At 60.1% G+C, this 25547-nt stretch carries 29 protein-coding genes and 1 pseudogene; 12 read left to right on the top strand and 18 right to left on the bottom strand.

The genetic code is table 11. The annotated features are described in order from the left end of the window. Positions 1-117: 117 nt before the first annotated feature. The gene (locus tag KL786_RS07405; protein WP_032862590.1) at positions 118-972 is read right to left on the bottom strand and encodes a LysR family transcriptional regulator; all 855 of its coding nucleotides are present in this window, start codon (positions 970-972) and stop codon (positions 118-120) included. A gap of 90 nt (positions 973-1062) precedes the next feature. Here KL786_RS07405 and KL786_RS07400 point away from each other — a divergent pair, with 90 nt between their 5' ends. Then, on the top strand, positions 1063-1503 hold the full coding sequence (locus KL786_RS07400) for a multidrug/biocide efflux PACE transporter (protein ID WP_215517276.1): 441 nt from the start codon (positions 1063-1065) through the stop codon (positions 1501-1503). Positions 1504-1506: 3 nt separating this feature from the next. Here the strand turns inward: KL786_RS07400 and KL786_RS07395 are convergent, their stop codons facing one another. Next, complete coding sequence (locus KL786_RS07395; RefSeq protein WP_215517193.1) at positions 1507-2265, bottom strand: SDR family NAD(P)-dependent oxidoreductase; 759 nt, start codon at positions 2263-2265, stop codon at positions 1507-1509. Between the two features lie 123 nt (positions 2266-2388). On the opposite strand from KL786_RS07395, the gene KL786_RS07390 reads away from it, so the two are divergent. Next, positions 2389-3285 (top strand): LysR family transcriptional regulator, encoded by an 897-nt coding sequence (locus KL786_RS07390; protein WP_215517192.1) that lies wholly within the window; start codon positions 2389-2391, stop codon positions 3283-3285. Here the strand turns inward: KL786_RS07390 and KL786_RS07385 are convergent. Continuing rightward, positions 3282-4199, bottom strand: a complete 918-nt coding sequence (locus tag KL786_RS07385; protein WP_215517191.1) for a LysR family transcriptional regulator — start codon at positions 4197-4199, stop codon at positions 3282-3284. The two genes, KL786_RS07390 and KL786_RS07385, sit on opposite strands and share 4 nt — an antisense overlap. A gap of 119 nt (positions 4200-4318) precedes the next feature. On the opposite strand from KL786_RS07385, the gene KL786_RS07380 reads away from it, so the two are divergent. From KL786_RS07380 to KL786_RS07370, 3 genes are all read left to right on the top strand, one after another. Next, entirely contained in the window at positions 4319-5077 is a 759-nt protein-coding gene (locus KL786_RS07380) for a 5-oxoprolinase subunit PxpA (RefSeq protein ID WP_215517190.1), read from the top strand. Positions 5078-5152: 75 nt separating this feature from the next. Further along, on the top strand, positions 5153-6031 hold the full coding sequence (locus KL786_RS07375; RefSeq protein WP_154841444.1) for a 5-oxoprolinase subunit B family protein: 879 nt from the start codon (positions 5153-5155) through the stop codon (positions 6029-6031). After that, positions 6028-7002 (top strand): 5-oxoprolinase subunit C family protein, encoded by a 975-nt coding sequence (locus KL786_RS07370; RefSeq protein WP_032862597.1) that lies wholly within the window; start codon positions 6028-6030, stop codon positions 7000-7002. Before KL786_RS07375 ends, KL786_RS07370 begins: the two co-directional genes overlap by 4 nt. Before the next feature lie 126 nt (positions 7003-7128). Here the strand turns inward: KL786_RS07370 and KL786_RS07365 are convergent, their stop codons facing one another. The 3 genes from KL786_RS07365 to KL786_RS07355 form a co-directional block, all read right to left on the bottom strand. Continuing rightward, entirely contained in the window at positions 7129-8745 is a 1617-nt protein-coding gene (locus KL786_RS07365; protein ID WP_215517189.1) for an inorganic phosphate transporter, read from the bottom strand. Between the two features lie 146 nt (positions 8746-8891). After that, positions 8892-9914, bottom strand: coding sequence for a transporter (locus KL786_RS07360; RefSeq protein WP_215517188.1), 1023 nt, complete (start codon positions 9912-9914; stop codon positions 8892-8894). 152 nt (positions 9915-10066) lie between these two features. Further along, complete coding sequence (locus tag KL786_RS07355) at positions 10067-10372, bottom strand: PepSY domain-containing protein (RefSeq protein WP_215517187.1); 306 nt, start codon at positions 10370-10372, stop codon at positions 10067-10069. A gap of 151 nt (positions 10373-10523) precedes the next feature. Between KL786_RS07355 and KL786_RS07350 the strand changes: the two genes are divergently transcribed. Further along, positions 10524-11405, top strand: coding sequence for a sterol desaturase family protein (locus tag KL786_RS07350; protein ID WP_215517186.1), 882 nt, complete (start codon positions 10524-10526; stop codon positions 11403-11405). Between the two features lie 57 nt (positions 11406-11462). On the opposite strand, the gene KL786_RS07345 is transcribed toward KL786_RS07350, so the two are convergent. Together KL786_RS07345 and KL786_RS07340 are read right to left on the bottom strand one after the other, a co-directional pair. Next, positions 11463-12143 (bottom strand): helix-turn-helix transcriptional regulator, encoded by a 681-nt coding sequence (locus KL786_RS07345; protein ID WP_215517185.1) that lies wholly within the window; start codon positions 12141-12143, stop codon positions 11463-11465. Then, complete coding sequence (locus tag KL786_RS07340) at positions 12144-13271, bottom strand: glycerophosphodiester phosphodiesterase (RefSeq protein WP_032862603.1); 1128 nt, start codon at positions 13269-13271, stop codon at positions 12144-12146. A 246-nt stretch (positions 13272-13517) separates the two neighbouring features. Between KL786_RS07340 and KL786_RS07335 the strand changes: the two genes are divergently transcribed. Beyond that, positions 13518-13841, top strand: a complete 324-nt coding sequence (locus tag KL786_RS07335) for a DUF2025 family protein (protein WP_215517184.1) — start codon at positions 13518-13520, stop codon at positions 13839-13841. Between the two features lie 29 nt (positions 13842-13870). Here KL786_RS07335 and KL786_RS07330 read toward each other — a convergent pair whose 3' ends face one another. Both KL786_RS07330 and KL786_RS07325 read right to left on the bottom strand, forming a co-directional pair. Continuing rightward, positions 13871-14197 carry an antibiotic biosynthesis monooxygenase family protein gene (locus KL786_RS07330; protein ID WP_215517183.1) on the bottom strand — a complete coding sequence of 109 codons (327 nt, stop codon included), beginning with the start codon at positions 14195-14197 and terminating at the stop codon, positions 13871-13873. Continuing rightward, on the bottom strand, positions 14194-14901 hold the full coding sequence (locus KL786_RS07325) for a CTP synthase C-terminal region-related (seleno)protein (protein WP_215517182.1): 708 nt from the start codon (positions 14899-14901) through the stop codon (positions 14194-14196). The genes KL786_RS07330 and KL786_RS07325 overlap by 4 nt, the downstream gene beginning before the upstream one ends. Before the next feature lie 80 nt (positions 14902-14981). Between KL786_RS07325 and KL786_RS07320 the strand changes: the two genes are divergently transcribed. Next, positions 14982-15869, top strand: coding sequence for a LysR family transcriptional regulator (locus KL786_RS07320; protein WP_032862607.1), 888 nt, complete (start codon positions 14982-14984; stop codon positions 15867-15869). A gap of 18 nt (positions 15870-15887) precedes the next feature. On the opposite strand, the gene KL786_RS29845 is transcribed toward KL786_RS07320, so the two are convergent. From KL786_RS29845 to KL786_RS07305, 3 genes are all read right to left on the bottom strand, one after another. Then, positions 15888-17207 carry a methyl-accepting chemotaxis protein gene (locus tag KL786_RS29845; RefSeq protein WP_215517181.1) on the bottom strand — a complete coding sequence of 440 codons (1320 nt, stop codon included), beginning with the start codon at positions 17205-17207 and terminating at the stop codon, positions 15888-15890. 297 nt (positions 17208-17504) lie between these two features. Further along, positions 17505-18563, bottom strand: coding sequence for a diguanylate cyclase (locus tag KL786_RS07310; RefSeq protein WP_065944041.1), 1059 nt, complete (start codon positions 18561-18563; stop codon positions 17505-17507). Positions 18564-18760: 197 nt separating this feature from the next. Continuing rightward, positions 18761-19384 (bottom strand): TetR/AcrR family transcriptional regulator, encoded by a 624-nt coding sequence (locus KL786_RS07305; RefSeq protein WP_215517180.1) that lies wholly within the window; start codon positions 19382-19384, stop codon positions 18761-18763. A gap of 134 nt (positions 19385-19518) precedes the next feature. Between KL786_RS07305 and KL786_RS07300 the strand changes: the two genes are divergently transcribed. Both KL786_RS07300 and KL786_RS07295 read left to right on the top strand, forming a co-directional pair. Further along, positions 19519-20574, top strand: coding sequence for an MBL fold metallo-hydrolase (locus KL786_RS07300; protein WP_215517179.1), 1056 nt, complete (start codon positions 19519-19521; stop codon positions 20572-20574). Positions 20575-20867: 293 nt separating this feature from the next. Further along, positions 20868-21476 carry an amidase family protein gene (locus tag KL786_RS07295; RefSeq protein ID WP_215517178.1) on the top strand — a complete coding sequence of 203 codons (609 nt, stop codon included), beginning with the start codon at positions 20868-20870 and terminating at the stop codon, positions 21474-21476. A gap of 19 nt (positions 21477-21495) precedes the next feature. Here the strand turns inward: KL786_RS07295 and KL786_RS07290 are convergent, their stop codons facing one another. Further along, positions 21496-21870 carry a helix-turn-helix domain-containing protein gene (locus tag KL786_RS07290; protein WP_215517177.1) on the bottom strand — a complete coding sequence of 125 codons (375 nt, stop codon included), beginning with the start codon at positions 21868-21870 and terminating at the stop codon, positions 21496-21498. Between the two features lie 124 nt (positions 21871-21994). After that, complete coding sequence (locus tag KL786_RS07285; protein ID WP_215517176.1) at positions 21995-22945, bottom strand: hypothetical protein; 951 nt, start codon at positions 22943-22945, stop codon at positions 21995-21997. A 202-nt stretch (positions 22946-23147) separates the two neighbouring features. Between KL786_RS07285 and vapB the strand changes: the two genes are divergently transcribed. Beyond that, positions 23148-23387 carry a type II toxin-antitoxin system VapB family antitoxin gene (vapB, locus tag KL786_RS07280; protein ID WP_032862615.1) on the top strand — a complete coding sequence of 80 codons (240 nt, stop codon included), beginning with the start codon at positions 23148-23150 and terminating at the stop codon, positions 23385-23387. Continuing rightward, the gene (vapC, locus tag KL786_RS07275; RefSeq protein ID WP_215517175.1) at positions 23380-23784 is read left to right on the top strand and encodes a type II toxin-antitoxin system tRNA(fMet)-specific endonuclease VapC; all 405 of its coding nucleotides are present in this window, start codon (positions 23380-23382) and stop codon (positions 23782-23784) included. Before vapB ends, vapC begins: the two co-directional genes overlap by 8 nt. Before the next feature lie 20 nt (positions 23785-23804). Here the strand turns inward: vapC and KL786_RS07270 are convergent, their stop codons facing one another. From KL786_RS07270 to KL786_RS07260, 3 genes and pseudogenes are all read right to left on the bottom strand, one after another. Continuing rightward, positions 23805-24449 (bottom strand): HAD-IB family hydrolase, encoded by a 645-nt coding sequence (locus KL786_RS07270; RefSeq protein WP_032862618.1) that lies wholly within the window; start codon positions 24447-24449, stop codon positions 23805-23807. Positions 24450-24476: 27 nt separating this feature from the next. Beyond that, positions 24477-24647, bottom strand: a pseudogene (locus tag KL786_RS07265) (HNH endonuclease); the annotation flags it as partial. Between the two features lie 72 nt (positions 24648-24719). After that, positions 24720-25547 (bottom strand): ribonucleotide-diphosphate reductase subunit beta (locus KL786_RS07260; protein WP_215517174.1); only part of this gene is annotated, 828 nt, incomplete at its 5' end.

The following is a 25547-nucleotide window of genomic DNA, read 5'->3' as shown; positions in this document are numbered from 1 at the left end:
ACCGGAGCGTGCTCGCGTCTGGCGTCAACGATAACCCGTGTTTGCAGGGTAAACGCGGCGTGCTCAAGTTTTTCGCGAGCAAGCTCGCTCCTACATGAATGCCAGCCTGGGTTGTCGTTATTCGAGCATCCTTTCCAGCAGCCAGCTCCCCGCTGGCCCCGGCGGATGTTGCCTCGACCACAATGCATCCACCGCCACCGAGCGCGGCCAGCCGCGAGCCTTGAGCTCCACCAACTGGCCATTGGCAAAACGCTCCACCAGCCAGCGCGGCAGCGGCGCCCAGCCAAAACCGAGGATGGCCATTTCCATCAACATCAAAAAGCTGGGAGCGGACCAGACCCGGCCCGTCAGCCGGTTTTCATTGGGGTTGATGATGCTTGCCAGGCGCAGTTCCCGGTGTTGTTGCAGGGTTTGCCGGTCGATGCCATCGAGGTTGGCCAGTGCATGCAGCGGCGAAACAAACAGTGCCAGTTGCGCGCGTTCTTCGACGGTGGCGTGGGTCAGGTCTGGCGGGTAAACCTCCTGCGCCTCGATAAACGCGAGCTGCGCCCGCCCGCTTTGTACCAGGGCCATGAGGTCTTCACACTCGGCAATCAACCACTCCAGCTCCAGGTCCGGATAACGTTGCTCAAGGGCGCTGAGCACCGTTTCAAAGCGTCCCGACTGATAAGTGTCGGACATGGCGATACTGAGCTTGGGCTCCAGCCCCTGGGACAACTGGCTGGCGGCAAGCTCCAGGCGGCTGCTGGCTTCCAGCACCTGCTCGGCCCGTTGCAGCAATACATGCCCGGCCGGCGTCAGGCTCGGCTTGCGGCTGCTGCGGTCGAACAGCACCACGTCCAGGTCAATCTCAAGGCTGGCCACCGCCGCGCTGATGGTGGATTGGCTCTTGCCCAGCTTGCGTGCCGCCGCCGAAAACGAGCCTTGGGTCGCCGCCTGGACAAACGCTTGCAACACTTCATGAGACGCCATCATCTATCGCCTTGATCGATGGTTATTGATTATGAAGTATCGGGTCAGGGAGGGATTATGGCAACCCTCGACACCCACAGAGCACGAGTCATGACCATCACCAAGTCCATCACTGAACGCGTTTTCCAGGCCATCGGTTTTGAGGGCCTGGCCTTGTTGATCTGTACCCCGTTGCTGGTCTGGATCACCGGCCGGCCAGCCCTGGAAATGGGCGCGGTCACCCTGGCCATCAGCCTGCTGGCGCTGACCTGGAACATCATCTTCAACAGCCTGTTTGACCGCCTCAAGGCGCGCCTGCAACTGGCCAATAGCGGCAAGACCCGCGTGCTGCACGCCTTGCTGTTTGAGGGCGGGCTGATTCTGTTTGCCGTGCCGCTGATTGCTGCGTGGCTGAATATCAGCCTGATGCAGGCGTTTATCCTTGATATCGGTGTGCTGCTGTTTTTCCTGCCGTACACCTACGTGTACCACTGGGGCTACGACGTGCTGCGGGACAAATTCCTGCCGCAACGTGCGCCAGAGCAAGCGTGAGGGTCAGACGAACATCCCGCCCGATGCTTCGATACGTTGGCCATTGATCCATTTGCTGCCGTCAGCCAGCAAGGTCGAAATCGCCCCGCCAATGTCGTCCGGCAAGCCGACCCGACCCAGCGCCGTGTTGCCGGCGACAAAGGCATTGATGTCGGCATTGTCGCGCACGGCACCGCCGCCGAAGTCAGTCTCGATGGCGCCAGGGGCCAGGGTGTTGACGCTGATCCCACGGGCGCCCAATTCCTTGGCCTGGTAGCGGGTCAGCACTTCCACCGCGCCTTTCATTGAGGCGTAGGCGGCATAACCTGGCAGGCTGAAACGCGCCAGGCCACTGGAGATATTGATGATGCGCCCGCCATCGACGATCAGTGGCAGCAGCTTCTGGGTCAGGAAGAACGGGCCCTTGAGGTGGATCGCGACCATTTGGTCGAACTGTTCTTCGCTGGTTTCGACAAAGCTTGCATGGGTGCCGACACCGGCATTGTTGATCAGGAAGTCGAACTGCTCCTGTGCGAAAACGTCCTTCAGCGTGCGGCCGATTTCGCCGATGAAACCGTCGAAGGTCGCGCTTTTACTCACATCCAGTTGCAGCATGGCGGCGCGGCCACCCAGTTGTTCAATCTGCGCGACCACTGCCTGGGCTTCGTCAGCCTTGCTGTAGTAGGTGCCGATGATGTCGATGCCTTGCGCGGCCAGGTGCAGGGCGGTGCTTTTGCCCAGGCCGCGGCTGGCGCCAGTGATCAGTGCGATTTTACGGGTCATGGTCAAGTCCTCGGAGCAAGTGAGTGAACGTGGGACAGAGTGTATTTGTGCGGCCATTACGTGATAAACAGGGTTGATCCGGAATCACTGGTCGGATCAGTCGAACAATCACGGACCACCACCATGAACAAGCTGGACCTGTTGCGCACCTTTGTCCGCGTTACCGAACTGTCGAGTTTCACCCAGGCCGGCGATAGCCTGGGGCTGCCGCGCTCCACAGTGTCCGAGCAGGTGCGCGCCCTGGAAGACCTGCTGGGCACGCGCTTGTTGCAGCGCACCACGCGCAAGGTCCAGGCCACCCAGGATGGGCGTGTGCTGTATGAACGCAGCAAGGATCTGCTGGCCAATATGGAAGAGTTGGAAGGGTTGTTTCGCCAGGATGAGGCGCAATTGAGCGGACGGATTCGTATCGACATGCCCAATGCCATGGCACGCAAAGTGATCGTGCCGCGCCTGCCGGAGTTCATGGATCGGCACCCGTTGATCGAGCTGGAAATCAGCGGCTCCGACCGTCAGGTCGACCTGCTGGCCGAAGGCTTCGATTGTGTCTTGCGCGTGGGTGCGCAGCCGGACCAGTCGGTGGTGGCGCGGCTGTTGTGCAGCATGCCGATGATCAACTGCGTCAGTCCCGGCTACCTGCAACGCTACGGCGAACCCAAGACCCTGGCCGACCTGGCCGTACATCAACTGGTGCACTACGTGCGCCCGCTGGGCGCGCGTTCGTCGGGCTTTGAGTATGAACAGGGCAACAAGGTGCAGCGCATTGCCATGGCCGGGCGGGTCACGGTCAACAGCACGGACGCGTACCAGTCGGCGTGCCTCGCCGGTTTCGGGATCATTCAGGTGCCGGGGCTGGGCATGCGCGAATTACTCGACAGGGGCGAGCTGGTGGCCGTGCTCCCCGACTATCCCGCGCCCGCGCTGGACGTGTCGATGCTGTATGCCGGCCAGCGTCACCTGCCGCTACGGGTACGGGTGCTGATGGACTGGTTGGCGGCCACCCTGACGGCTCAGCTTTAACGACGTGTCGATAGCTGCTGCGGGGCGAGGAAGGCGTCGTGGAAGTAGTCGCGAAACGCCTGCATCGCCGGGGTGAAGGCGCGCTCGCGGTGCCAGGCCAGGCCGACACTCATGGGCGCGACTTTGTCGGTCACGCTCAGGGTCTCGATGCGCTTGCCTTCCAGGGACCAGGGGCGGTGCACCAGGTCAGACAGGATCGCTACGCCGCTGCCATTGGCCACCATGCTGCGCACCGCCTCCACCGAACTGGTGCGCAGCCGCACCCTGGGCTTCTGCCCGGCCTGTTCCCAGTAGCGCATGGCACTTTGCTCGGCCTCATCCACGGTCAACAGGATATACGGCTCGCGGGCCACATCGGCCAGGCTTACCGCACGCCGCTCGCACAGCGGGTGGTGGCTGGGCAGCCACAGGCGCCGTTCGGAATTGAACAGGATCTGCGAAACGATATCCGGGTGGGTGAGGTTGGCGGTAAGCACCACCGCCATATCGAACTGGCCATCCAACAGCCCTTGTTCGATGGCCTGGCGCTCCTGCTCGAAGACCTCGATGTTCACATCCGGGTGCCAGTGCTCCATGCGTTGCAGGTGGTGCGGCAGGAAGTAACCGAGCACCGTGTAACTGGCCGCGATCCGCAGCACGCCGCTGGCACGGTAGTCCGGCAGCGGACTGTTCAATGCATCGTCGACACTGCGCACGATCACATAGGCGCGGTTGAGAAAATGCCGGCCGGCATCGGTCAGGCTCATGCCCTGGGCCGAGCGCACAAACAGCTGGGCACCGAGCATGGCTTCCAGCTCCTTGATCGCGGTGGTCACCGCCGACTGGGAGATGTTCAGGTGAATCGCCGCCTGGGAAATCTGGCCGATTTCGGCGGTGGCGACAAAGTAGCGAACCTGGCGCAGGGTCAGCGACATGCAGTTTTCTCGTAGGGGTATCTGATTTTCAGAAGAAAGCCTATCTGATAATAGATCTTCCCAAGGGGTCAAGGGCCAGCCTATTTTCGCTGGCACGAACTCTTGCGGAGCAGGCCCCGATGCAGACAGTGGATTTCAACTCGGACATGGGTGAAAGCTTCGGCCCCTGGACCATCGGCGACGGTGTGGATAACGAGCTGATGGCGTTTATCAGCTCGGCCAACGTGGCCACCGGTTTTCATGCCGGCGACCCCGGCACCATGCGCCGCACCATCGAGCGCGCCAAGCAGTTGGGCGTGGCTATCGGTGCCCACCCGGGCTTTCGCGACCTGGTGGGTTTCGGCCGTCGCCACATCAACGCCCCGGCCCAGGAACTGGTGGATGACATGCTCTACCAACTCGGCGCCCTGCGCGAATTGGCGCGGGTGCAGGGCGTGAGCTTGCAGCACATCAAGCCCCACGGTGCGCTGTACATGCACCTGGCGCGGGATGAAGAAGCCGCGCGCCTGCTGGTGGAAAACCTGCAGCGCCTGGAACCTGAACTGTTGCTGTATTGCATGCCCAACTCGGTGATCTGGCGTATCGCCCAGGAACTGGGGCAACCGGTGGTGCGCGAGTTTTACGCCGACCGTGAGTACGACCTGTCCGGCTCCATCGTGTTTACCCGTAATGTGCGGGCCCTGGACCCGGCGACGGTGGCGGCGCGTGTCTTGCGGGCCTGCCAGACCGGCCTGGTGCGCACCGTCGAAGGCGAGGACCTGTTTATCGAATTCGATTCCATCTGCCTGCACAGCGACACACCGGGCGCCCTCGACCTGGTGGAGGTCACTCGCAACGCGTTGGATCAGGCGGGGATCGCAGTGCGCAAACCCGGTTAAACGACACCGGTGCCCAGACACCGGGCCTGCATGATTTTTGCCTGCCTTTCTACAATGATTCCAAGAGGAACAGACATGGCTGAAACATCCCCGATTCGCTACAGCTTTGGCGCCGATGAACATTTGTTCGCCGAAGTCAGTGAAAGCATGTCCCTGGAGGCGTTCTTCAAGGGCATGGCCGTCACCCGTGCGGTGCAACGCCTGGAGCTGCCCGGCGTGCTGGATATCTGCCTGGCCAACGCCTCGTTCCAGATCCGCTTCGACCCGGACCTGATTGCCCCGCATGTGCTGCTCGACGCGGTACAAAGCGCCGAGGCCCAGGCGGTGGCCGAGCGTACCTTGCACACCCGGATCATTGAGATCCCGGTGTTGTACAACGATCCCTGGACCCATGAAACCCTGATGCGTTTTCGCGACCGTCACCAGGACCCGACCGGCACTGACCTGGAGTACGCCGCGCGGGTCAATGGCCTGGCGGATGTCGAGGCGTTTATCGCGGCCCATAGTGGCGCGCCGTGGTTTGTGTCGATGGTCGGCTTTGTCGCCGGCCTGCCGTTCATGTTCCAAATGGTCGAGCGCGAACGGCAGTTGCAGGTGCCCAAATACCTGCGCCCGCGCACCGACACGCCGAAGCTGACCCTCGGCCATGGCGGTTGTTTCGGCTGCATTTATTCGGTACGCGGTGCCGGGGGCTACCAGATGTTTGGCGTTACCCCGGCGCCGATCTACGACCCGCAGCAGCAGTTGGCTTACCTCAAGGAACACATGGTGTTCTTCCGCCCCGGCGATATCGTGCAGTTCAAACCCATCGACCGTGATGCCTACGACCTGGCGGTGGCCGAGGTTGAGGCCGGGCGTTTCGATTTGCGCATTCGCCCGGTGGAATTTTCCCTGGACGCCTTTTTTGCCGACCCGGTCGGTTACCCGAAAACCCTGCAGGAGGCGCTCGTATGATCAAGGTGCTCAAGCCTGGCCTGGCGACCTCTGTGCAGGACCTGGGGCGCGAAGGGTATTACCACTTGGGAATCCCGCCGTCCGGCGCCCTGGACCAGTACGCCCTGAGTGCGGCCAACCACCTGGTGGGCAACCCGGCGGGTGCGGCGGGGTTGGAATGCACGCTGATCGGCCCGCAGCTGGAATTTCAACAGGATGCGTTGGTGGCGCTGAGCGGTGCGCTGATGTCACCGCGCCTGGACGGCGAGGTGGTGCACCAGGACACGGCGTTCCAGGTGCGCGCTGGGCAGGTGCTGCGTTTTGAGTTTCCCGTGGCCGGTGCGCGGACTTACCTGGCGGTGGCCGGTGGGATCGACGTGCCGCTGGTGCTGGGCAGTCGCTCCACTTATACCCTGGGTGCGCTGGGCGGTTTTCACGGGCGGCGCTTGCAGGAGGGCGATGTGTTGCCCATCGGTGAGACTCGCGGCGAGGGCCGTGCCGGTAATAGTTTGCCGATGGCCCTGCGCCGTTCGGTGGGCGGTGATGTGACGCTGCGGGTGGTGCCGGGGCTGTATTACGAGCGACTGACGGCTGCTGCCAAAAGCAGTTTTTTCGCCGAGCCCTGGACAGTCGGTTCCGAAGCCGACCGGATCGGCTACCGCTTCAAGGGCGGCAGTGCCTTGAGCTTCCAGCCCCGGGAGCAACCATTTGGCGCGGGCTCCGATCCGTCGAACATCGTCGACAGTTGTTACCCCATCGGCTCGATCCAGGTGCCGGCCGGCCTGGAACCGATTGTGCTGCACCGTGATGCCGTATCGGGTGGCGGCTACGCGATGATCGGCACGGTGATCAGCGCCGACCTGGACCTGATCGGGCAGATGCAGCCCAACCAGCGCGCGGGGTTTGTCGCGGTGACATTGGAAGAAGCGCTGGAGGCGCGGCGGGTGTACAAGAAGCGGCTCAAGGCGATGGCCGGGTTGTTCGCCAGTTAAGCCATCGCACCATCCAAATGTGGGAGCGGGCTTGCTCGCGAAAGCGGTGGATCAGTCGACTTATCTATAACTGACACACTGCTTTCGCGAGCAAGCCCGCTCCCACATTTTTTGTTCTGCGGTGCTTTAGAAAAGTTGAGTGAACAGCCAGTACAAGCTACCTGACAACACAATCGCCGCCGGCAACGTCAGCACCCAGGCCATCAGCAAGTTGCGGATGGTCTTCATCTGCAAGCCACCGCCATTGGCAACCATGGTCCCGGCCACGCCTGACGACAGCACGTGGGTGGTGGATACTGGCAACCCAAACATATCGGCGGCGCCAATGGTCAGCATGGCTACGGTTTCGGCCGAGGCGCCCTGGGCGTAGGTCAGGTGGGTCTTGCCGATTTTCTCGCCGACGGTCACCACAATGCGCTTCCAACCGACCATGGTGCCCAGGCCCAGGGCGATGGCCACGGCGATCTTCACCCACAGCGGGATAAAGCGCGTCGCATTGTCGATCTGTTGCTTGAACAGTTGCAGCTTGCCCTGGGTGTCAGCGTCGAAGTTGCCGACCTTGCCCTTGTCCATCAGGCGAATGGTTTCGCTGGTCAGGTACATGTCATTACGCACGTTGCCCATGGCCTCGGCAGGCACCTTGGCCAGTGAGCCGTAGCCCTTCACTTGTTCACCGATACGGCCAGTGAGGGCGGCCAGCGCGGGGATCAACTCCGGGGTGGTTTCCTTGGTGCGCACATACGTCGACAACACGGGGCGCGGGTCGGCAGGTGCTGGCTGCGGTGCGCTTTTTACCAGGGCTTGCTGGGTGACTTCGGCCACCGCGGCGAACTGCAATGACTGGTCGGCCGGCATGGTGCGGTTCAAGGCATAGGCCATCGGCAGGGTGCCGACCAGGATCAGCATGATCAGGCCCATGCCCTTCTGGCCGTCATTGGAACCGTGGGCAAACGACACACCGGTGCAGGTCACGATCAACATGCCGCGAATCCACCAGGGCGGCGGCGTGTTGCCTACGGGCGCCTTGTACAGCGAACGGTTTTTCACAAAGGCCCGCAGCGCCAGCAACAACAGGGCCGCAAAGCCGAAGCCGATCAGTGGCGACAGTAACAACGCATAGCCGATCTTGATCGCCTGGGCCCAGTCCACGCCGCTGGTGCCGTCACGGCCATGCATCAGGGCATTGGCCACGCCAACCCCGATGATCGAGCCGATCAGCGTATGGGAAGACGACGCCGGCAACCCCAGCCACCACGTGCCCAGGTTCCACAGAATCGCTGCAATCAGCAGGGCGAAGATCATTGCAAAACCGGCGGAAGAACCGACCTGCAGGATCAACTCAACCGGCAGCAAGGCGATGATGGCAAAGGCCACCGCGCCACTGGACAGCAGCACCCCGAGGAAGTTGAAGAACCCCGACCAGACCACGGCGAAATGCGGCGGCAGCGAGTTGGTGTAGATCACCGTCGCCACCGCGTTGGCGGTGTCGTGGAAGCCGTTGACGAACTCGAAACCCAAGGCAATCAGCAACGCCACGCCCAGCAGCAGGAACGGTGTCCAGGTGGTGACCACCGTGCCCAGTTCATGCATGTCGTGCATCAGGCTGTAGGCGGTGAACAACAGGCCCATGGCGAGCACGGCAAAGAACACGATCACCGTGAGCAGGCCGGGTTTTTTGTCCAATTGCGGTTTTGTGTCAGTGGCGCCAGCCTGGGGAGAGGCAGTCAGGGAAGGGGTGGCCATGCCGGAGCATCCAGTGTGAGGAGGATGTTTCCCATGATCGTTGCAGAATGTTACAGAGATGCTGCGTCAAATCAGTGTTTGGCGCATTCCGCTCGCCGCCGGTCCAAAAAACACCGCCGCTCCCACAGGTTGATTGCATTGCAATGTCAGTAATCCCGGCGCTTGCGAAACGCCCATCTGCCGGCAATCACAGTAAACGTCGCCACCAACGCCACCAGGATCCAGAACCCCTCGGGATCCTGGGAGAGTGGCACCCCCCCGACGTTCATGCCAAAAAAACCGGCGATGATATTGATCGGCAGTGCCAGCACCGTCACCACCGTCAGGGTAAACAGCGTGCGGTTGCTTTGTTCGTTGAGGTTGGCGGCGATTTCTTCCTGCAACAACTTGATCCGTTCGCCCAGGGCCGTGAGGTCGTTGATGATCAGCGCAAACTCCTCGGTGGACTTGCGCAACTCTTTCACGTCTTCCTTTTGCAGCCACTGCGGCGGGCGGTTGAGCAGGCGCAGCAGCGAGCCCGGCTCCAGTGCCAGCAGGCGTTGCAGGCGCACCAGCACCCGGCGCATGGCGCCCAGTTCTGCGCGGTTGGTGGACAGGCGCGAGGACAGTAACTGGTCTTCGATCTGGTCCACGCTCTGGCTGGTCTTGCGCACGATCTGCGTCAGCACCTCGCCTTGATCGCGCAACAGATGCACGAGTAACTCCAGGGGCGAGCGAAAGTGTTCGCCGGCTTTCACCGAAGAACGCAGCTTGTCCACCGAGTGCAGCGGTTGCAGGCGCGCGCTGACCAACAGGCGGCTACGGGCACAGACCCACAAGGTGGAAATATCCGAGGAGACCATGCTGCTGAAATTGAACACCACGTCGTTGACCACCGCCAGCAAGGCTGAGTCCACATGTTCGATGCGGGTCGAGCGCGAGCCTTCGTGCAGTGCCTCGAAGAATTCTTCCGGCAGTTCCAGGTGGGCCTGCATCCAGCGTTGGCAGGCCGCGTGGGCCAGGTTCAAGTGCAGCCACAGGAACTCATCGGGATCAGCCGGTTGTTGCAGGGCCTTGAGCACAGTAGCTGAGTCGATTTGTTCGGCTTTTTCACCGGGTTTGAAGCGGAAACCATAAAGCAGGCCAAACAGGTCGGAGTCCTGATGGCCGTGGTCGATGCTGTGGTTCATGGTGGCTCGCAGAGGAAAGCGCCTGTAGGACATTTCACAGGTTCGCGTCGCGCAATCATTGCAAGGCGGTTTGACAGTTTTGTGACGGTTTGGAAGCGGGTACAAAAAAGCCGCGCGGCCCGAAGGCGGCACGGCTTTGTTCATCGTACGACTCAAGTGTCTTGCTTGTTTTCCAGCACTGCACCGGTCTTGGCGTCGAGCTTCACGTCCCACTTCTTGCCGGTGGTGTCGGTCAGGTCAACTTCGTAGACCAGGCGGCCGGCTTCGTTATCCAGCTCGGTGTCATTGATGGAAGCGCCGGCGTGCAGGGCTACGGCGGCAGCGTTGAGCTGTTCGAAAGGCTTCACCGCGCCCGATTGCAGCAGGCTTGGAATCTGGTCCGGGCGAACATCAGCCTGGGCCAAACCAGCAGTCAGGGTCAGGGCAGCAGCAGCGAACAGAGCGGTCAGGTTTTTCATGGTGGCGTCCTTTGGGGTGAGCTGTTTAAGTGGGATCAGGTTAACCCGCGCAACTTAATTCACCCTTAATTGTGTAGGACGTTTGCGTTGTTTGTTCAATCGGCCCGCGTCGGGAAATTTCATGCTGGTGTCTCAACTTCAGGAGGCACACATGAAACAGATAATGGCTTGGCTGTATGCGCCCGTGTTCTGGGCGGGATTTATTGGCGGGGGGCTTTGGCTGGTCGCGAAAGGAGAGCCCCACTGGTTGCTGGCGGTGTTTGCCGTGGCCATCGGCGTGTCGTTTATTACAGAGCTGTGGCTGCCTTACGAGCCGCAATGGAATCGCCCCTTGGGGGACCGACGCCGGGATATCTTCCATGCGTTGGTCAATGAAAGCCTGAATGCCCTGGGCTTGTTGGTGCTGCCGCTGCTGACGGCGTGGCTGGCGATCGATGGAGCCTGGCCACGCACCTGGCCGCTGTGGGCGCAGTTGCTGTTGGCGATCGTGATTGCCGATGCGGGCATCACGCTGATGCATTACGCCAGTCATCGCATCGCCGCTCTCTGGCGTTTGCATGCCGTGCATCACAGCGTGCAGCGGCTCTATGGTTTCAATGGCTTGATGAAGCACCCGTTGCACCAGATGCTGGAAGCAACGGCGGGCCTGCTGCCGCTGATCCTGCTGGGGATTCCCGTGGACGTGGCGATGTTGTTGGCATTGGCCATTGCGATCCAACTGTTGTTGCAACATTCCAATGTCGCTATGCGCCTGGGGCCGTTGCGCTGGGTATTTGCCTGGGCGCCGGTGCACCGCTTTCACCATATGAAATACGGCCGGGCGGGAGATGTGAATTTCGGTTTGTTTTTCAACCTGTGGGATTGGCTGTTGGGGACTGCGTTTTACACCGAGGACTATCGAATGGGTGAGGGCGACCTGGGCATCGGCAGCCGTCCGGATTTCCCGGTGGATTATCTTGGGCAGTTGCGTGACCCCTTTACGGCCATCCAGTTGAGTAAAGAGCCGCCTGTCCCAAGCACTCTCCAAATGTAGGCGTGAGCTGTCTGGTTTGATGCGGTGCTCTCGAGTTCTTCGCGAGCAAGCTCGCTCCTACAGGGGGAGCAGGTGTACCTGGAGATGGCGCAACGAGGCCCCGGCGGTCACGCCAAACAGTTGCTTCATGGTGCGGGAAAAGTGCGCCGAGTCGGCAAAACCCGCGCCATGGGCGGCTTCGGTCAACGTGTGGCCGTTCAGGGCCAGGTCCAGGGCCATGCGCAAGCGTCGCCACATCACCAGGCGCCGCACCGGCACGCCGAGCTGGCTGACGAACAGGCGCTCCAACTGGCTCAAGGACAGATGCGCCGCCTGTGCCAGTGATTGCGCCGAGACCTTGCCGCTCAATTGTTGATCGAGGGTGAGCAGGGCGCGTTGCACCCGCGCATCGTCAGCGCGGCGACGTGGCAGTCGCCGCAGAGTCTGTTCGAAGCTTTCAAGGCCGAAGTCGGCTGCGTCCAGGGCGTGTTGCAACACCTGGGCGTCAAACGCGCCGGGTTCCACATATGCCATCAACACGTTGCCCTGGGTGTGGACGATGGCATGGCTTTGACGGGAGGGGATGAACAGGCGACAAGCCGTGTGCAGATGCCCATCAAGGCTGACCGTGACGGGGCTATCCGAGGACAGGATAAATTGATGGGCGTAATGGGCATGGGGCGCAGTGCGCCCCGTCTCACCGAGGATCAGGCCGTAGTCACGGCCCAGCCACAGTTGGCCCGACCACTCGTTTGTCACTCAGTAACCGTTGTCCTGCAGCAGATCCTGCACGCTGGAAGACGGCCAGCGCTTGTAGAACTTCAGCAGTTCGGCGGCACGGTTGGTGAAGATGCCATCGACGCCAGCGTCCATGACTTTCTTGAAGTCCACCGGTTCATCGACGGTATAGACGTGTACCAGCAGGCCTTTGTCGTGGGTCAACTGGTTCATCTCGGGTTTCACCAGGTCCGAATAGCTCTGGTCACCCAGGTCGGTCAATTGGGCCGATGGACCAGTACCGATGGCGCCGAGGCTCTTGGCTTCATCGACCCACTTCTCGAATTCGGCAGCGTCCTTGGGTTCCTGCTTGGCATAGTAGGCCGCCTTGGTCGGTTCGCCGGATTCGGCGAAGGTCACCTTGGACTTGGGCTCGATGCTGCCTTCACCGACCCACAGCAACAGGATTTTCGGGGTGTTGGGCATTTCCTTTTGTAGCTCTTTGAGGCTGGCAACCTCGAAGGTTTGCAGGATGACGCGGCCTTTGCCCTGGCCCACACCGGTGTTGCTCTTGCCCAGTTTGGAGCCGGCAGCACTCAGCCAGCCCTTGTCCTGCAGCTTGTCTTTGAGGTCGGCTTCGATGCCGGGAAACTGCTTGGGCTCTTTGGTCTCGATGTACAGGCCGGGTTTGTGCTGGGGGTTGCCTTCGGCGATCTTGATGATGTCGTCCAGGCTGAGGATTTTCAAACCGACAAAACCCGGGCGCGCACGATCCGGATAGGCGGCGTTGAACCAACTGCCAGCATCGAGGGTTTGCAGCTCTTTCCAGGTGAACTCGTTGGCCGGGCTGTCCTTGCGCTCCGGGAACTTGGTGGCGACATCGGTGGTGCGTTGCAGGTTGTTGTCATGCAGGGCGAACAGCACGCCATCCTTGCTGCGTTGCAGATCCAGTTCCAGGTAGTCGGCACCCAGGTCGCGGGCGACCTTGTAGGCAGCGGCGGTGGATTCGGGGGCATCGAAGGACGCACCCCGGTGGGCGATCACGGCGGGGTGGGGAATGCCGTCTTTCGTCGCCAGTTCAACCGGGCTGACAGGGTTTGCAGCCTGTGCGTGGCCAAGGCCCATCATCAGGGCGAGCAGCAGGGCACTCTTGGTAAACGTAGCAGGCATGTGCGAGGTCCTTTCGTGGAGGTAACTTCAAGAAGGCTCCCTTTTTAACAATTGCATGCAAATCGCGCTATCACCAAACCGACATTAACGTGCGCATGCGCTATTTTTCTGCGCTTTTGTGCCGTGCTATGCAGTACTCTTGGTCCGAGCTTCCCCGTCAGAGGGAAACCTGTATTGCCTTATTTTTCTGCCTCGCGTGTAAACCATCGTTCACTTCCCCTGTGGGATTTTTCAGTGAGGTTTAGCATGCGCATCACATCAGAACTCATCTGCCAGGCCGCCGACCAACTCAACGGTTTTGTCGGCCTGAACCGCAAGACCGGCCAGTACATCGTACGTTTCAGCGAAGACTCGTTCGGCATGGACGTCGCCGACGACGGCATCATCCCCACCAGCGAGTTTGTCTGGCAGCCCACGGCTGACCAGGCCATGACCCTGTCCCGCGAGCACATCCAACTGTTGCTGGACCAGAACATCGACGACCGCATCAACATCACTGAACCGCTGCGGGTGTACATGCGCCGGGTAGAGATCCCGCAGATCAGCGCGGTGCGCAGCCTGGTCAATTGATCAGGGTTGACCCCTTGTAGGCGCTGCCTCTACAGGGCGCTGAAGGCGTAAGCCCGCTCGACCTTGCATACCCGTGTCTGAAAGGCTGAGTACCAGGTGGCCCGGCCCTGCTCGCGCACTTCACGGTGCTCGGCGTGTTGTTTCCAGGCCAGGATGGCCGCCTCGCAGGCCCAGTAGGACACGGTAATCCCCAACCCATCTTCACCCCGGGCCGACTCCACGCCGAGAAACCCCGGTTGCTCGCGGGCCAGTTCGAGCATGCGTTCGGCGGCCTGTGCGTAGCCTGGGGCGGTGTCGGTGCGCAGGGAGGTGAAGATCACTGCGTAATAGGGCGTGGCGGGTGTCTTGGCGATCATGCCGAACACGCCTGACAGGCCATGAGCCATGCCGTGACCAGCGGCACGCTGGCTCCCTTGAGTACCGCGCGCTCTGGCTGGAACAGGGTGGCGACAAAAAACGGATGGTCCAGCAGTTCCAAGGCCCGTACCTCGCCCGCTGAGTCATGGGCGCTGCCAATCAGATTGTCCTCCAGCAACGCCTGTTCGAAGTCGTGATTGACGCCATAGCGGCAACGATAACCCTCCTGGATTTCAAGGGTGCCGTAAGCCTCGGCAATCCGTGTGAACGCCATCAGGCGCACCGGGGCGATGGTCTCGACCAAGGCGCACGCCAAGGGGGTGATCACCGCACGTGGCGCATCGGGTGCCAGCTCGCCATGTTCGGCATCGGCCCAGCCCAGCACATTGCGCGCATATTCCAGCACAGCATGTTGAAAACCGCCGCAGGTGCCGAGGAAAGGACGCCGTTGTTCGCGGGCAAAACGGATCGCCCGCAAGGCACCGTCGATATCGCGATAGGGGCTGGCAGGCACGCACCAGAACCCGTCGAAGGGCTGCAAGGCTTGGGTGTCGGTGAGGGTGTCAGTGGCCAGCCATTCAACCTGTATCGTCAGGCCCAGCTGTGCGCTGGCCTTTTGCAATGCAAGCGGGATGGCTTGGTGTGCTGTCACTTGCGGGTCGTAATCGCCAATCAGGGCGAGGTGCAGGGCAGTGGGGTTCATGGCTGGCGTCCAATGGCTTGTCGAGTCCTGGAGCGCACTATAGATTGGCGTTCACGCAATCAATATTGGCGTTACTCCATATGCTCAATGCAGCCACGCACTATCAGCTCGACTATCCCGACCTGGCACTGGTCCTTGCTCTGGTGCGTGGTGGCACCCTGGCCCGGGCGGCGGCTTTGCTGCGGGTGGATGTGTCCACGGTGTTTCGGGCTGTGCGGCGCCTGGAGTCGTCACTGGGGCAGGTGCTGTTCGAAAAGAGCCGTGCCGGTTACTTGCCGACCAGCCTGGCCACGACACTCGCCCAGCAGGCGGAACGTGCCGAGCAGGCGCTGGAAGCGGCGCGGGTAGGGGTGGAGCAGGGCGGCGAGGTGATCAGCGGCACCGTGCGCCTGACCTGCACCGACTCGGTGTTGCAGGGCCTGTTACTGCCGGCCCTGGCCCGGTTCATGCCGGGCTATCCGGCGCTGACTCTGGAACTGAGCACGTCCAACGACTTTGCCAACCTCAGCCGACGCGATGCCGACATTGCCCTGCGCCTGACCCGCACACCCCCGGAGCACTTGGTGGGACGGTGCTTGGGGACGGTGTCCTATCGCGTCTGCGCCAGTCCCGGCTATGCACAGCAGCACGACACTCAGGACCTGGCCACCTTGGCCTGGATCGCCCCGGATGACTTCCTGCCCGACCATCCCACCGTGGCTTGGCGTCGCCAGCACTTGCCTGGCGTCAGGCCCAGTTACCGGTGTAACAGCATGTTGTCCGCGACCGAGTTGGTACGTGCCGGCCTGGGCGTGGCGGCGCTGCCGGATTTTCTGTTGGGGGAAGGCCATGGGTTGCAGCCATTGGGGCCGGCACTCGCGGGGCATGATACGGCGCTGTGGTTGCTCACACGCCCGGACTGCCGGGCGCTGCGATCAGTGGTGACGTTGTTCGATGAACTGGGCCGGCACTTGCGCCAGCCCTCGTAGGCGCCGACAAGCCGGTCTCTACAACCCGGCCCGTTCATTGGCAAACATACTCACCGCGCGTACGGCATCGCTGGTGCCTTCGCGAATCTGCAGGATCACCGTGCCGGCCTGATTGGCCAGTTCCACGCCTTGGGCGGCACGGTCGCGGGTGTTGTCCATGCTGTCGATGGCCTGGCGGGTTTCGCTCTGGATCATCTCGATCATGCTCGAAATCTGTGCCGTGGAGCCGCTGGTGCGCGCGGCCAGTTGCCGGACTTCATCGGCGACCACCGCAAACCCGCGGCCCTGGTCACCTGCGCGTGCGGCTTCAATGGCTGCATTCAAGGCCAATAGGTTGGTCTGGTCGGCAATCGCGCGAATGGTGTTGACGATGGCGGTGATCTGCTGCGAACGCTCGCCCAGCTTGGCGATCAGTCGGGATGAGTTTTCAACGTCGGCGGCTATGTCATGGATGCCGCTGGCGGTCTGCTCAATGACCTCGGCGCCTTTTTCGGCGATATCCCGGGTTTGCAGGGAAATGTGATACGCCTGGGTTGCACTCTGGGCATCTTCAGCGTGCTTTTGCACCATGGCCGTGACGTCGGACGCGAACTTCACAATCTTGCACAGGCGGCCGCTGGCGTCGTACACCGGGTTGTAGTTGGCTTCCAGCCACAGCGTCTGGCCGCTGCGGGTGAGGCGCTCGAACTGGCCGCTGAACAACTGCCCCTGGTTGAGTCGGTGCCAGAACTCACTGTACTCATTGCTGTTGGCAAGTTCCGGTTTGCAGAACAGGCGATGATGCTTGCCCTGCAGCTCTGCCAGGCTGTAGCCCATGCGCTGGAGGAAGTTCTGGTTGGCGGTAATGATGCTGCCGTCGAGGTTGAATTCGATCACGGCCATGGCTCGGTCAATCGCCTCAAGCTTGGCGTTGGTTTCGCTTTCGGCCTGCATTCTGGCGCTCACGTCCAAGGCGTACTTGACTACTTTCACCACGCGGCCGGATGGGTCGCACACCGGGTTGTAGCTGGCTTCCAGCCACACCGAATGACCATCGGCGGCTACGCGCTCGAAGGTCCCGGACTGGAATCGGCCGTTAGCCAATTGTGTCCATAACTGGCTGTACTCGGCGCTACGGGCAAACGTGCTGGGGCAGAACAGGCGATGGGATTGCCCCACCACCTGATCTTCGCGGTAGCCCATGGTCTGCAGAAAGTTGGTATTGGCACGCAAGACGTTGCCTTGCAGGTCGAATTCAATCACCGCCATCGAGCGTTCAATCGCATCGAGCAGGCTGGCTTGTTGGCTGACAGTGTCTTGCAGGGCAGTAATGGTTTTTTTATGGGCGCTAAATAGCATGGTCGCGGACTCGGGCAAGCAAAGTGCGAGGCGTTATCCCTGGGTGCGCTTGTACGCCGTGAGGCTTCATGGCCCACGGTAGACTTGCTCATTGCCGGCTTCCTTTATACCGACAGGCGGTGGAACTGAGAGCTGAGAGTCATGGGCGGTGACGGAAGTTCGCGCAAAAAACGGCGAAACTCACAGGATCCGATAAATGGTGGCATTTTGATTTTTGTCGGCGCCGGCCGGTCTGCAACGGGCGCCAAGCTGGCGTCTACAAGATGGACGAAGACACGGCCTGGATAATTAGCCCATTCAAGCGGAACGTGCGATCCGCGATTCGGCGACCGTCACGCGATTGCGCCCGGTCCCCTTGGCGGCATACAGCGCCTGGTCCGCAGCATTGAGCCACATATGCGCCTGGGTGAAGTGCACCTGGTAGGCCGCCAGGCCAATGCTCAGGCTGACCCGCAGCTCAGGAACCTGTGGGTCGCGGTAGCGGCTGAACATTTCCCGCAGGCGCTCCATCACATAGCTGGCCTGCTCCAGCGGCACGTCCGGGAGGATCACACAGAACTCGTCGCCACCGTAGCGGCCAGCCAAGTCATTTTCCCGCACGTTGCGCAGCAATTCCTTGCTCAGTTGCCGCAAGACCCGATCGCCGACGATATGGCCATAAGCATCGTTGATCTGCTTGAAGTGGTCGATATCGATCAGCGCGATGGTGGCCTGGGACTGTTGCTGCTGGCACGTGTGGAACTTCAGTTGCAGCAGGTCCTTCCAGGAGCCGTGATTGAGCAGGCCGGTCAGGCTGTCGGTACGGCTCAAGGCACTCAGGGCGCGCTTGTGTTCCGAGAGCTTGATAGCCAGGCGATAACTGGCCATGCCGATGGCGACGGGGTAGAGGATCAACATCGGCAGGCAGGCATACACCTGGATCAGGCCGACATTGGGGTTGAACGAAGGGCCAAACACCAGCCAGGCCAGTGCAACACCTGCCAGTTGTGCGAGCAGGCCTTGGATCATCAGCTGTTTGCCGCCCGCCGCGACGTTGTGCATGGTCATCATCGCGAGGATAGTCACGGCGGTCAGCGGCGTGAATTGCGTGGCCGCGGCCCAGAACCCACCGGACAGTGAGTCATAGAGCAGGTTGCGGCGCTCGGCCTGGTAGGGGAACGCTGCATGGCTCGACAGCTGGTACGCCAGGTGCGGCCAGATAAAGGCGTTGAACAGCCACAAGCCCCAGATCCAGCCGGGCATCGCCAGCGGATACAGGGCCGCGAACACGCACAGGCTGCCAATACCCAGCCCGATCATGCGCGGCCGATAAATGCGCCGGGCAAACGACAGCCCTTTGCCTCGAAGGTTTTCCATAGATCCCTGCGTCAGGTTCTTCTTTTTTTAGGTGGCGAAGGCGTACGTTATCCAAAGGCCATTTACGCCAGATGACAGGCGATTATTGTCAGGGATTTACGCAGGAATAATCAGTGTCCTTCCAGGCCATTTGCGCGGGTATTGCGAGGGTTTAAGGCAAAAACGACCTGTCAGTGTCTTATTGGCGACAGAGGGGGTTACCGCGGGGTGGCGGCAATCTCATAGCCGGCCAGGAACAGATCCATTGCCGACTCGATCACGTTGGCCTGGGTGGGCGCGTCGAGGGTGGGCTGGCCCAGGGTGATTTGTGGCCAGAAAGCGAATGCCTTGAGCAGGCTTTGTACCTGGTGGGCGGCAAAGCATGGGTCGACGGGTTTGAGTCGTCCGTCTTCCTGCGCCGCGCGCACCCATAAGGTAAAACCCTCTTCGCGCTCGCTCAGGCGATTGACGATGTCCTGGGCGCGCTCCGGGGAGTGGATGGTTGCGGCAATCGCGACTCGGGCCAGGTCGAGAAAGTTGGCGTCCGACATCATTTTCATCTTCGCTTGCAGCAACACGCGCAACTGATCGCGCAGGGGATGTTCGCGGCTGTAGCTGACATCCAGTTGCGCCACGCTGCTGGCCCACAACTGATGCAGGATTTCGGTGAACAACTCCTCTTTGCTGGGAAAGTGGTTGTACACCGTACGCTTGGAGACGCCAGCGGTGGCGGCGATCTTGTCCATGCTGGTGACCTCGAAACCGTTGTCGCGAAACTCGCTGATGGCTGCTGCCACGATGGCTTCGCGTTTGCGGTCGGTGAGGCGTTGAGGTGCAGTCATGGGGGCTTTTCGGCTCTGGGAAGAAAATTACACTCGGTAGTTTACTTGGTCCGGGTTTTGTTGCAATCTTGAAACTACACTGTGCAGTGTAGTTGTTGATCTGCATCAGCAGAACGTACCGGAGTCACTTTGTAATGGCCACGATCTCTACCCGTCTCGACACCTCATCTCCCGCACTCAAGTCGTCCGAGCAGCAGCAAGGTCACTTCAGTAACCATGCCGCGGTCAACCGCGCAGGCTTTGGCAAAACCCTGCAAATTTTCTGGAAGATGCTTTTTCACAAGCCTCGCAGTACCCGGCCCGTGGGTGAAATCCCGGTGCAGCGCCTGACGCGTGAACAATTGCTGAGTGCTCCGGATCACAGCGTCTATCGCCTTGGGCATTCCACCGTCCTGCTGAAAATGCGCGGCAAGTTCTGGCTGACCGATCCGGTATTTGCCGAGCGTGCTTCGCCTTTCAACTGGGCCGGTCCCAAGCGCTTCCACCAGCCGCCCATCAGCCTTGAAGAACTACCGCCGATTGAGGCGGTGATCTTGTCGCACAACCATTACGACCACCTGGACCGCCAGGCCGTGGTGCAATTGGCTGGCAAGACCCGCTATTTCTTGGCGCCACTGGGTGTCGGTGACACTTTGATCAAATGGGGTGTCGCGCCAGACAAGGTGCGGCAGTTGGATTGGTGGCAGAGCACGGAAGTGGACGGTATCCGTTTTGTCGCGACGCCTGCCCAGCACTTTTCGGGGCGTGGACTGTTTGATGGCAACCAGACGCTGTGGGCGTCGTGGGTGATGATCGATGATGCCCGGCGTATCTTTTTCAGTGGCGACACGGGTTATTTCGAGGGTTTCAAGCGTATTGGCGAGCAGTACGGGCCATTTGACCTGACCTTGATGGAGACCGGCGCCTACAACGTCGACTGGCCACATGTGCACATGCAGCCCGAACAAACCTTGCAGGCCCATATCGACCTGAAGGGGCGCTGGTTGCTGCCGATCCACAACGGCACCTTTGACCTGGCATTCCATGCCTGGCATGAACCGTTTGACCGCATCATGGCCTTGGCCTGGGAGCGCAATGTGTCGATTACCACACCCGCCATGGGCCAGGCGTTCATGCTGGGCGCACCTGAGCGCGGGCATGCCTGGTGGCTGGATGTCGAGGCTCAGGCGGCAGAACCGCTAGCGAACTGAAGGGACTGCAACGTCTGGTCTGCAAAAAGGACTTTCAAGGTGTTTCTGCCCAGAGAACCGACTGGAAAAGGGTGCGATGATCTCGGAAAGTCATTTTCTGGGAGTGAGGCCTTATGGAGGACAAATGTAGGAAGACCCTGCGGCCATGTGTTCCCTGTCCTGTCGGGGTGCATTCAGTATTCCATGGCTTTGATCACAGTGTTTGTAAGCCGAGCGCACCGTCGGGGTTGGCGAACACCGTGGGTGTTTCTCGGGGCTGCATTGAGTTCCAGTCTTCGGCGGCTCCTGTGGGTGTGACTACGCTCACTACCGTCCAGGGCCCCAGGTTCGATATCCCTGGCCCGATGATGAAGACCGTACGTGATCCGTCGCTATCGCTTATTGCCTTGAGTGGCCTCGACCCCGCAGGCCAGGTCATGATGGAAGTCCCACCCATCATGGATAACCGTTCCGCAAAATCTGCTCCTGTCCTGGCCACTTGGCGTATCGGTTTTGCCGACGAATATCTGCGCAACGGTGTGCGTGAAACGGTGGAGCATTCCAATGGTTTTCTCCAGGCCCTGGAGGTGCTAAAGGCTGCCGGCGCTGAAGTGTTGCCAGTGGTGGCGCAGTTACCCGATGCCGCTGCGTATTTCACCCAGGCGTCCAGCAACGAGATCGATGAGCGGGTGAGTGAGCATCGCCTCGACGCGTTGGTGTCCGATGGGCAAAGCCCAGCCTTCCACGGCTTCTGCAAAACCGGATATCCAGGTGTGTGCCAGATATTCAACGATGCTACCGATGGCACCCATGTCGTGCTTTGGTTCTATGGCGCGCGCTGGGCACGGGACTCGCTATCGGCACTGGTCCGGGTCTATCAGCAGGTCATGCAGGCCGCATACGGTAACGTGCCTGCGAGGTGAGCCTTTTGCGCGGTCAGGCCTATGCCCCGTTGGGTTGAGGCGTGTTCGACGATGTCGAGCCCAGCATCCGTGCTATTAGGCCACGACCGCCGGGTGCGGCATCGACCTGTGCAGCGACGGAGCGGCGCCCGCTCATGCCCCATCCCGGCGCAAACCCCGGGAAAAATACCAAGCCTTCGTGTTCCAGGCGAAACGCCAAGGCAATGCGAACGGCGTCATCCACCTCTTCATGGCTTTCAAAGCGTTGTATGGCGTCTATTCCAACCCCGGCGTGCCGGGCCAGGTCTTCCCGGCTCCAGCCCAACAGCGCGCGAGCCTGGACACTGTGCCGTGGGGTGAACTGATGAAGGACGATTTGCTGATCTACGGTGGTGCTCACTGCCAGAGAGGACATGGGCTTTCTCCAGGATGCCAACGGGGGAGGACAAACTATACTGTGTTTTTGTACAGTTGTTTTGACCGTTCATCAACTGGATCATTTCCTGGCTGGCCGGCCCGCGATTGGCGGGGGCTGCGGGTCATTTCTCCTCCAGCCCCGGCGCCTCGCGGATAAGCAGGTGGTCCAGGTTCTGGATATCGGCACTGAACACGCCGAATGTCTGCTGGGGATCTTTCTTGCTCGGCACCTGTTTCAACTCCGGCGTCACACCATAGAAGAAGCAATACAAGGGGCGTTCACTGTCGACGGCGGCCTTGATCTGTTCCAGGAACGCTTTGCGCTTGCGGTAGTTCTCGATCAGTTTCTTGTTCAGGTAGACATTGACGGAATACGGCTTCTTGTCGAGCCACACCTTCTTTTCGAAGTCGATGCGAAAGCTGCTGGTGTAGTCCTTGATCGCCTTGATCCGGCCCCAGTAGATCAAGCCCTTGTTGTCCTGCAGGTATTCGATCTTCTTGAAAAACGCCCAATAAGTTGCGGTCTGTTCACCGATCTTCAACGGCATGCCCTTGAGCTTGTCCCTGTCGTCGATGTTGGACACGTAGCATTCCACCGGGTGGGCAAAGACGCTGGTCTTGTCCGGTGTGGTTTCGCTGGCACTGTGGGATGTATTGGATATTTTCGCAGGCGCTTTCGTCGGATCCTGTGGGGCAGCATCTGCAGAACCTCGGATGACTACCTTGCGTTCGTACTGACGCCGAGTCAGCACAAACTCCGACGGGAAGTTCTCCTCGCGCTCATCCTCGGTGTCTCCTGCCACGGCCCTGTGACTGGCGTAGCGACAGCCGTCGATATGCCGGGTGCCGGGCAGGTTCTTGAAATGCGGGGTGCGCAGATAGTTGACGTTCTTCCCGTTGAACGTACCAAGCACATTGCCCGCCGCAAACGCCGCACGGCAATCATCGTTGGGGCAGAGGAAGCTGTCCTTGTCGGAGTCGAAGGCGGCGGTTTCGTCGAAATTCAGGTCACGCACGTCATAGATCGACAGCTTTTCGTCCAGGCTCAGGCAATAGGCTGTGTCGAATTTCATGGGAGCGGTCCGTGGGAAGATTCGCTATTAATAGCGGGGTTGTGCAGGTAGCACAAATGTCTGGCCTCCCATCGTGGCCGATCCACTCAATAAACGACTTTCGGTATGTGACAGTAGACTTGATCACCACGCTATAGAGCTTTGCAATAGAGCATGAAGCGACTATCCTTTGCTTGCTCTCCCCTTCAGATGAGGTGATCTCATGTCTACTGGAACAGTCTTTACAAATAACCGGACGCAAAATATCCGGATTCCGGCCGAATTGCGTTTCCCTGACGGCGTGAAAACTGTCGAGGTCCGTGCCGTTGGGCGTGATTTGATCATCTCGCCGGTTGAAAACACATGGGACAGTTTTTTCCTTGCGGGCGAATCAGTATCCGATGACTTTATGGCGGAGCGAACTGAACCGGCCCAGCAAGAGAGAGAGTCGTTTGATGATTAAATACATGCTTGATACCAACATTGTGATTTACATCATCAAGCGTAGGCCTATTGAAATACTCGAGAAATTCAATGCCAATGTTGGGCGTCTGGTGATTTCCTCAATCACCTTGGCGGAACTCATGCATGGGGCCGAAAAAAGCCAGTTTGTTGAGCGAAACACTCGAGCAGTGGAAAATTTCACCTCTCGGCTCGACATCATTCATTACGATGAAAAAGCCGCTTTTCACTACGGCTCAATTCGTTCCGACCTGGAAAAAAAGGGCACCCCCATTGGCGTCAATGACTTGCACATAGCCGGCCATGCCAGAAGTTCGGGCCTGGTGCTGGTGACGAACAATGAGGGTGAGTTCAAGCGCGTAAACGGCCTGCTTGTTGAAAACTGGATTGCTGCCTAAGACGTTCGCCAGGCAAGCGTTCAACGTTGTTTGCGACTTCTACGCTTGGCCGAATGAAAGTGCCGCCAATGCGCATCCTGCGCCGCCGCCAGCAACTCGCGATCCCCGCGCGTGTCACCCCAGGCCCTGAGCCGATACTCGCCCAAGTCCCCATAAATCGCTTCAAGGCGCAGCACCTTGTTCTCGCAACGGCAATTGTTACCCGTGAGCCGCCCACTCAACACCCCATCGACCACCTCAAGCTCGGTCCCGATCAACTTGATCCCCAGCCGATCAGCAAAAGGCTGCAACACGATTGCCGGTGAGGCCGAACACAGCGTCACCTCGGCACCGGAGCCAATCTCGTCGGCCACCGACTGCAAGCCGGCAGGGCGCATCAGCTTGTTCCAATAGGCCTTGCAGTACTCCTCGGCTTTCTGCTGCACCCAAGCCTTCTCCACACCGGTCATAAAGGTACGAATCAGTTGGGCCTTGAGCTCATCGCGGCTCATCCGGCGTAACAGGAAGCGCAAGCCCGGCAGCGCCAGCTTGAGCATCCGGCGGTTGAATTCCTGCTTGCCGAAAGCAAACTTGAGGAACGGCACAAAACTGTCGTGGCGGGTCAGGGTGCCGTCGAAGTCGAAGACTGAAAGTACCTTGGCGCCCACTGGGCCGGCTTCTAGCATGTCTGGGTTCACGGGGTGGCCTCGGTCCTATCTACTATTTTCTTGGAATGCATAAGCGGTGAATTCATCCCGGTCACTCGACCGGTGACAACGCTGATGGCAATTGGGGCACAAGGCTACAGCATTGGAGATGCGATCCGAACCCTTCCGGGCCAGGTGCTTGAGGTGATGTACTTCAAGAAATGGCAAGCCGTCCACTGTTTGACCTGTTTCCATAAAAAAAGCCCTGAGTACAACCTCAGGGCTTTTTAGTTGGCAACTATGAGCTGATCAATCCCAGCTCAACGCCCCACCCGTCTGATACTCAATCACTCGCGTCTCAAAGAAGTTCTTCTCTTTCTTCAAGTCCATGATCTCGCTCATCCACGGGAACGGGTTGGTCGTGCCTGGGTATTCTTCCTTCAAGCCAATCTGCGACAGGCGACGGTTGGCGATGAATTTGAGGTAGTCCTCCATCATCGCCGCGTTCATGCCCAACACGCCGCGCGGCATGGTGTCGCGGGCGTATTCGATCTCCAGCTGGGTCCCTTGCAGGATCATCTGGGTCGCTTCTTCCTTCATGTCGGCATCCCACAGGTGTGGGTTTTCGATTTTGATCTGGTTGATCACGTCGATACCGAAGTTCAGGTGCATCGACTCATCGCGCAGGATGTACTGGAACTGCTCGGCCACGCCGGTCATTTTGTTGCGGCGGCCCATGGACAGGATCTGGGTGAAGCCGCAGTAGAAGAAGATACCTTCCAGCACGCAGTAGTAGGCGACGAGGTTGCGCAGCAGTTCCTTGTCGGTGTCGACGGTGCCGGTTTCGAACTTAGGATCGGAGATCGAACGGGTGTACTTCAGGCCCCAGGCAGCTTTTTTAGCGACCGATGGGATCTCGTGGTACATGTTGAAGATCTCGCCTTCATCCATGGCCAGCGATTCGATGCAGTACTGGTAGGCGTGGGTGTGGATCGCTTCTTCGAAGGCCTGGCGCAGGATGTACTGGCGGCACTCCGGGTTGGTGATCAGGCGGTACACGGCCAGGACCAGGTTGTTGGCGACCAGGGAATCGGCGGTGGAGAAGAAGCCCAGGTTGCGCATGACGATGCGACGTTC

The sequence above is a fragment of the Pseudomonas sp. TAE6080 genome (assembly GCF_018732265.1).
Lineage (GTDB): Bacteria > Pseudomonadota > Gammaproteobacteria > Pseudomonadales > Pseudomonadaceae > Aquipseudomonas > Aquipseudomonas brenneri.
The sequence above is the reverse complement of the archived record's forward strand: the minus strand, read 5'-3'. Positions and strand labels throughout refer to the sequence as shown.

What these genes read in the sequence shown, in the direction of transcription:
- KL786_RS07405 (WP_032862590.1), bottom strand. Translation starts at nt 972, where the DNA reads ATGGCGTCTCATGAAGTGTTGCAAGCGTTTGTCCAGGCGGCGACCCAA.
- KL786_RS07400 (WP_215517276.1), top strand. Translation starts at nt 1,063, where the DNA reads ATGACCATCACCAAGTCCATCACTGAACGCGTTTTCCAGGCCATCGGT.
- KL786_RS07395 (WP_215517193.1), bottom strand. Translation starts at nt 2,265, where the DNA reads ATGACCCGTAAAATCGCACTGATCACTGGCGCCAGCCGCGGCCTGGGC.
- KL786_RS07390 (WP_215517192.1), top strand. Translation starts at nt 2,389, where the DNA reads ATGAACAAGCTGGACCTGTTGCGCACCTTTGTCCGCGTTACCGAACTG.
- KL786_RS07385 (WP_215517191.1), bottom strand. Translation starts at nt 4,199, where the DNA reads ATGTCGCTGACCCTGCGCCAGGTTCGCTACTTTGTCGCCACCGCCGAA.
- KL786_RS07380 (WP_215517190.1), top strand. Translation starts at nt 4,319, where the DNA reads ATGCAGACAGTGGATTTCAACTCGGACATGGGTGAAAGCTTCGGCCCC.
- KL786_RS07375 (WP_154841444.1), top strand. Translation starts at nt 5,153, where the DNA reads ATGGCTGAAACATCCCCGATTCGCTACAGCTTTGGCGCCGATGAACAT.
- KL786_RS07370 (WP_032862597.1), top strand. Translation starts at nt 6,028, where the DNA reads ATGATCAAGGTGCTCAAGCCTGGCCTGGCGACCTCTGTGCAGGACCTG.
- KL786_RS07365 (WP_215517189.1), bottom strand. Translation starts at nt 8,745, where the DNA reads ATGGCCACCCCTTCCCTGACTGCCTCTCCCCAGGCTGGCGCCACTGAC.
- KL786_RS07360 (WP_215517188.1), bottom strand. Translation starts at nt 9,914, where the DNA reads ATGAACCACAGCATCGACCACGGCCATCAGGACTCCGACCTGTTTGGC.
- KL786_RS07355 (WP_215517187.1), bottom strand. Translation starts at nt 10,372, where the DNA reads ATGAAAAACCTGACCGCTCTGTTCGCTGCTGCTGCCCTGACCCTGACT.
- KL786_RS07350 (WP_215517186.1), top strand. Translation starts at nt 10,524, where the DNA reads ATGAAACAGATAATGGCTTGGCTGTATGCGCCCGTGTTCTGGGCGGGA.
- KL786_RS07340 (WP_032862603.1), bottom strand. Translation starts at nt 13,271, where the DNA reads ATGCCTGCTACGTTTACCAAGAGTGCCCTGCTGCTCGCCCTGATGATG.
- KL786_RS07335 (WP_215517184.1), top strand. Translation starts at nt 13,518, where the DNA reads ATGCGCATCACATCAGAACTCATCTGCCAGGCCGCCGACCAACTCAAC.
- KL786_RS07330 (WP_215517183.1), bottom strand. Translation starts at nt 14,197, where the DNA reads ATGATCGCCAAGACACCCGCCACGCCCTATTACGCAGTGATCTTCACC.
- KL786_RS07325 (WP_215517182.1), bottom strand. Translation starts at nt 14,901, where the DNA reads ATGAACCCCACTGCCCTGCACCTCGCCCTGATTGGCGATTACGACCCG.
- KL786_RS07320 (WP_032862607.1), top strand. Translation starts at nt 14,982, where the DNA reads ATGCTCAATGCAGCCACGCACTATCAGCTCGACTATCCCGACCTGGCA.
- KL786_RS29845 (WP_215517181.1), bottom strand. Translation starts at nt 17,207, where the DNA reads ATGCTATTTAGCGCCCATAAAAAAACCATTACTGCCCTGCAAGACACT.
- KL786_RS07310 (WP_065944041.1), bottom strand. Translation starts at nt 18,563, where the DNA reads ATGGAAAACCTTCGAGGCAAAGGGCTGTCGTTTGCCCGGCGCATTTAT.
- KL786_RS07305 (WP_215517180.1), bottom strand. Translation starts at nt 19,384, where the DNA reads ATGACTGCACCTCAACGCCTCACCGACCGCAAACGCGAAGCCATCGTG.
- KL786_RS07300 (WP_215517179.1), top strand. Translation starts at nt 19,519, where the DNA reads ATGGCCACGATCTCTACCCGTCTCGACACCTCATCTCCCGCACTCAAG.
- KL786_RS07290 (WP_215517177.1), bottom strand. Translation starts at nt 21,870, where the DNA reads ATGTCCTCTCTGGCAGTGAGCACCACCGTAGATCAGCAAATCGTCCTT.
- KL786_RS07285 (WP_215517176.1), bottom strand. Translation starts at nt 22,945, where the DNA reads ATGAAATTCGACACAGCCTATTGCCTGAGCCTGGACGAAAAGCTGTCG.
- vapB (WP_032862615.1), top strand. Translation starts at nt 23,148, where the DNA reads ATGTCTACTGGAACAGTCTTTACAAATAACCGGACGCAAAATATCCGG.
- vapC (WP_215517175.1), top strand. Translation starts at nt 23,380, where the DNA reads ATGATTAAATACATGCTTGATACCAACATTGTGATTTACATCATCAAG.
- KL786_RS07270 (WP_032862618.1), bottom strand. Translation starts at nt 24,449, where the DNA reads ATGCTAGAAGCCGGCCCAGTGGGCGCCAAGGTACTTTCAGTCTTCGAC.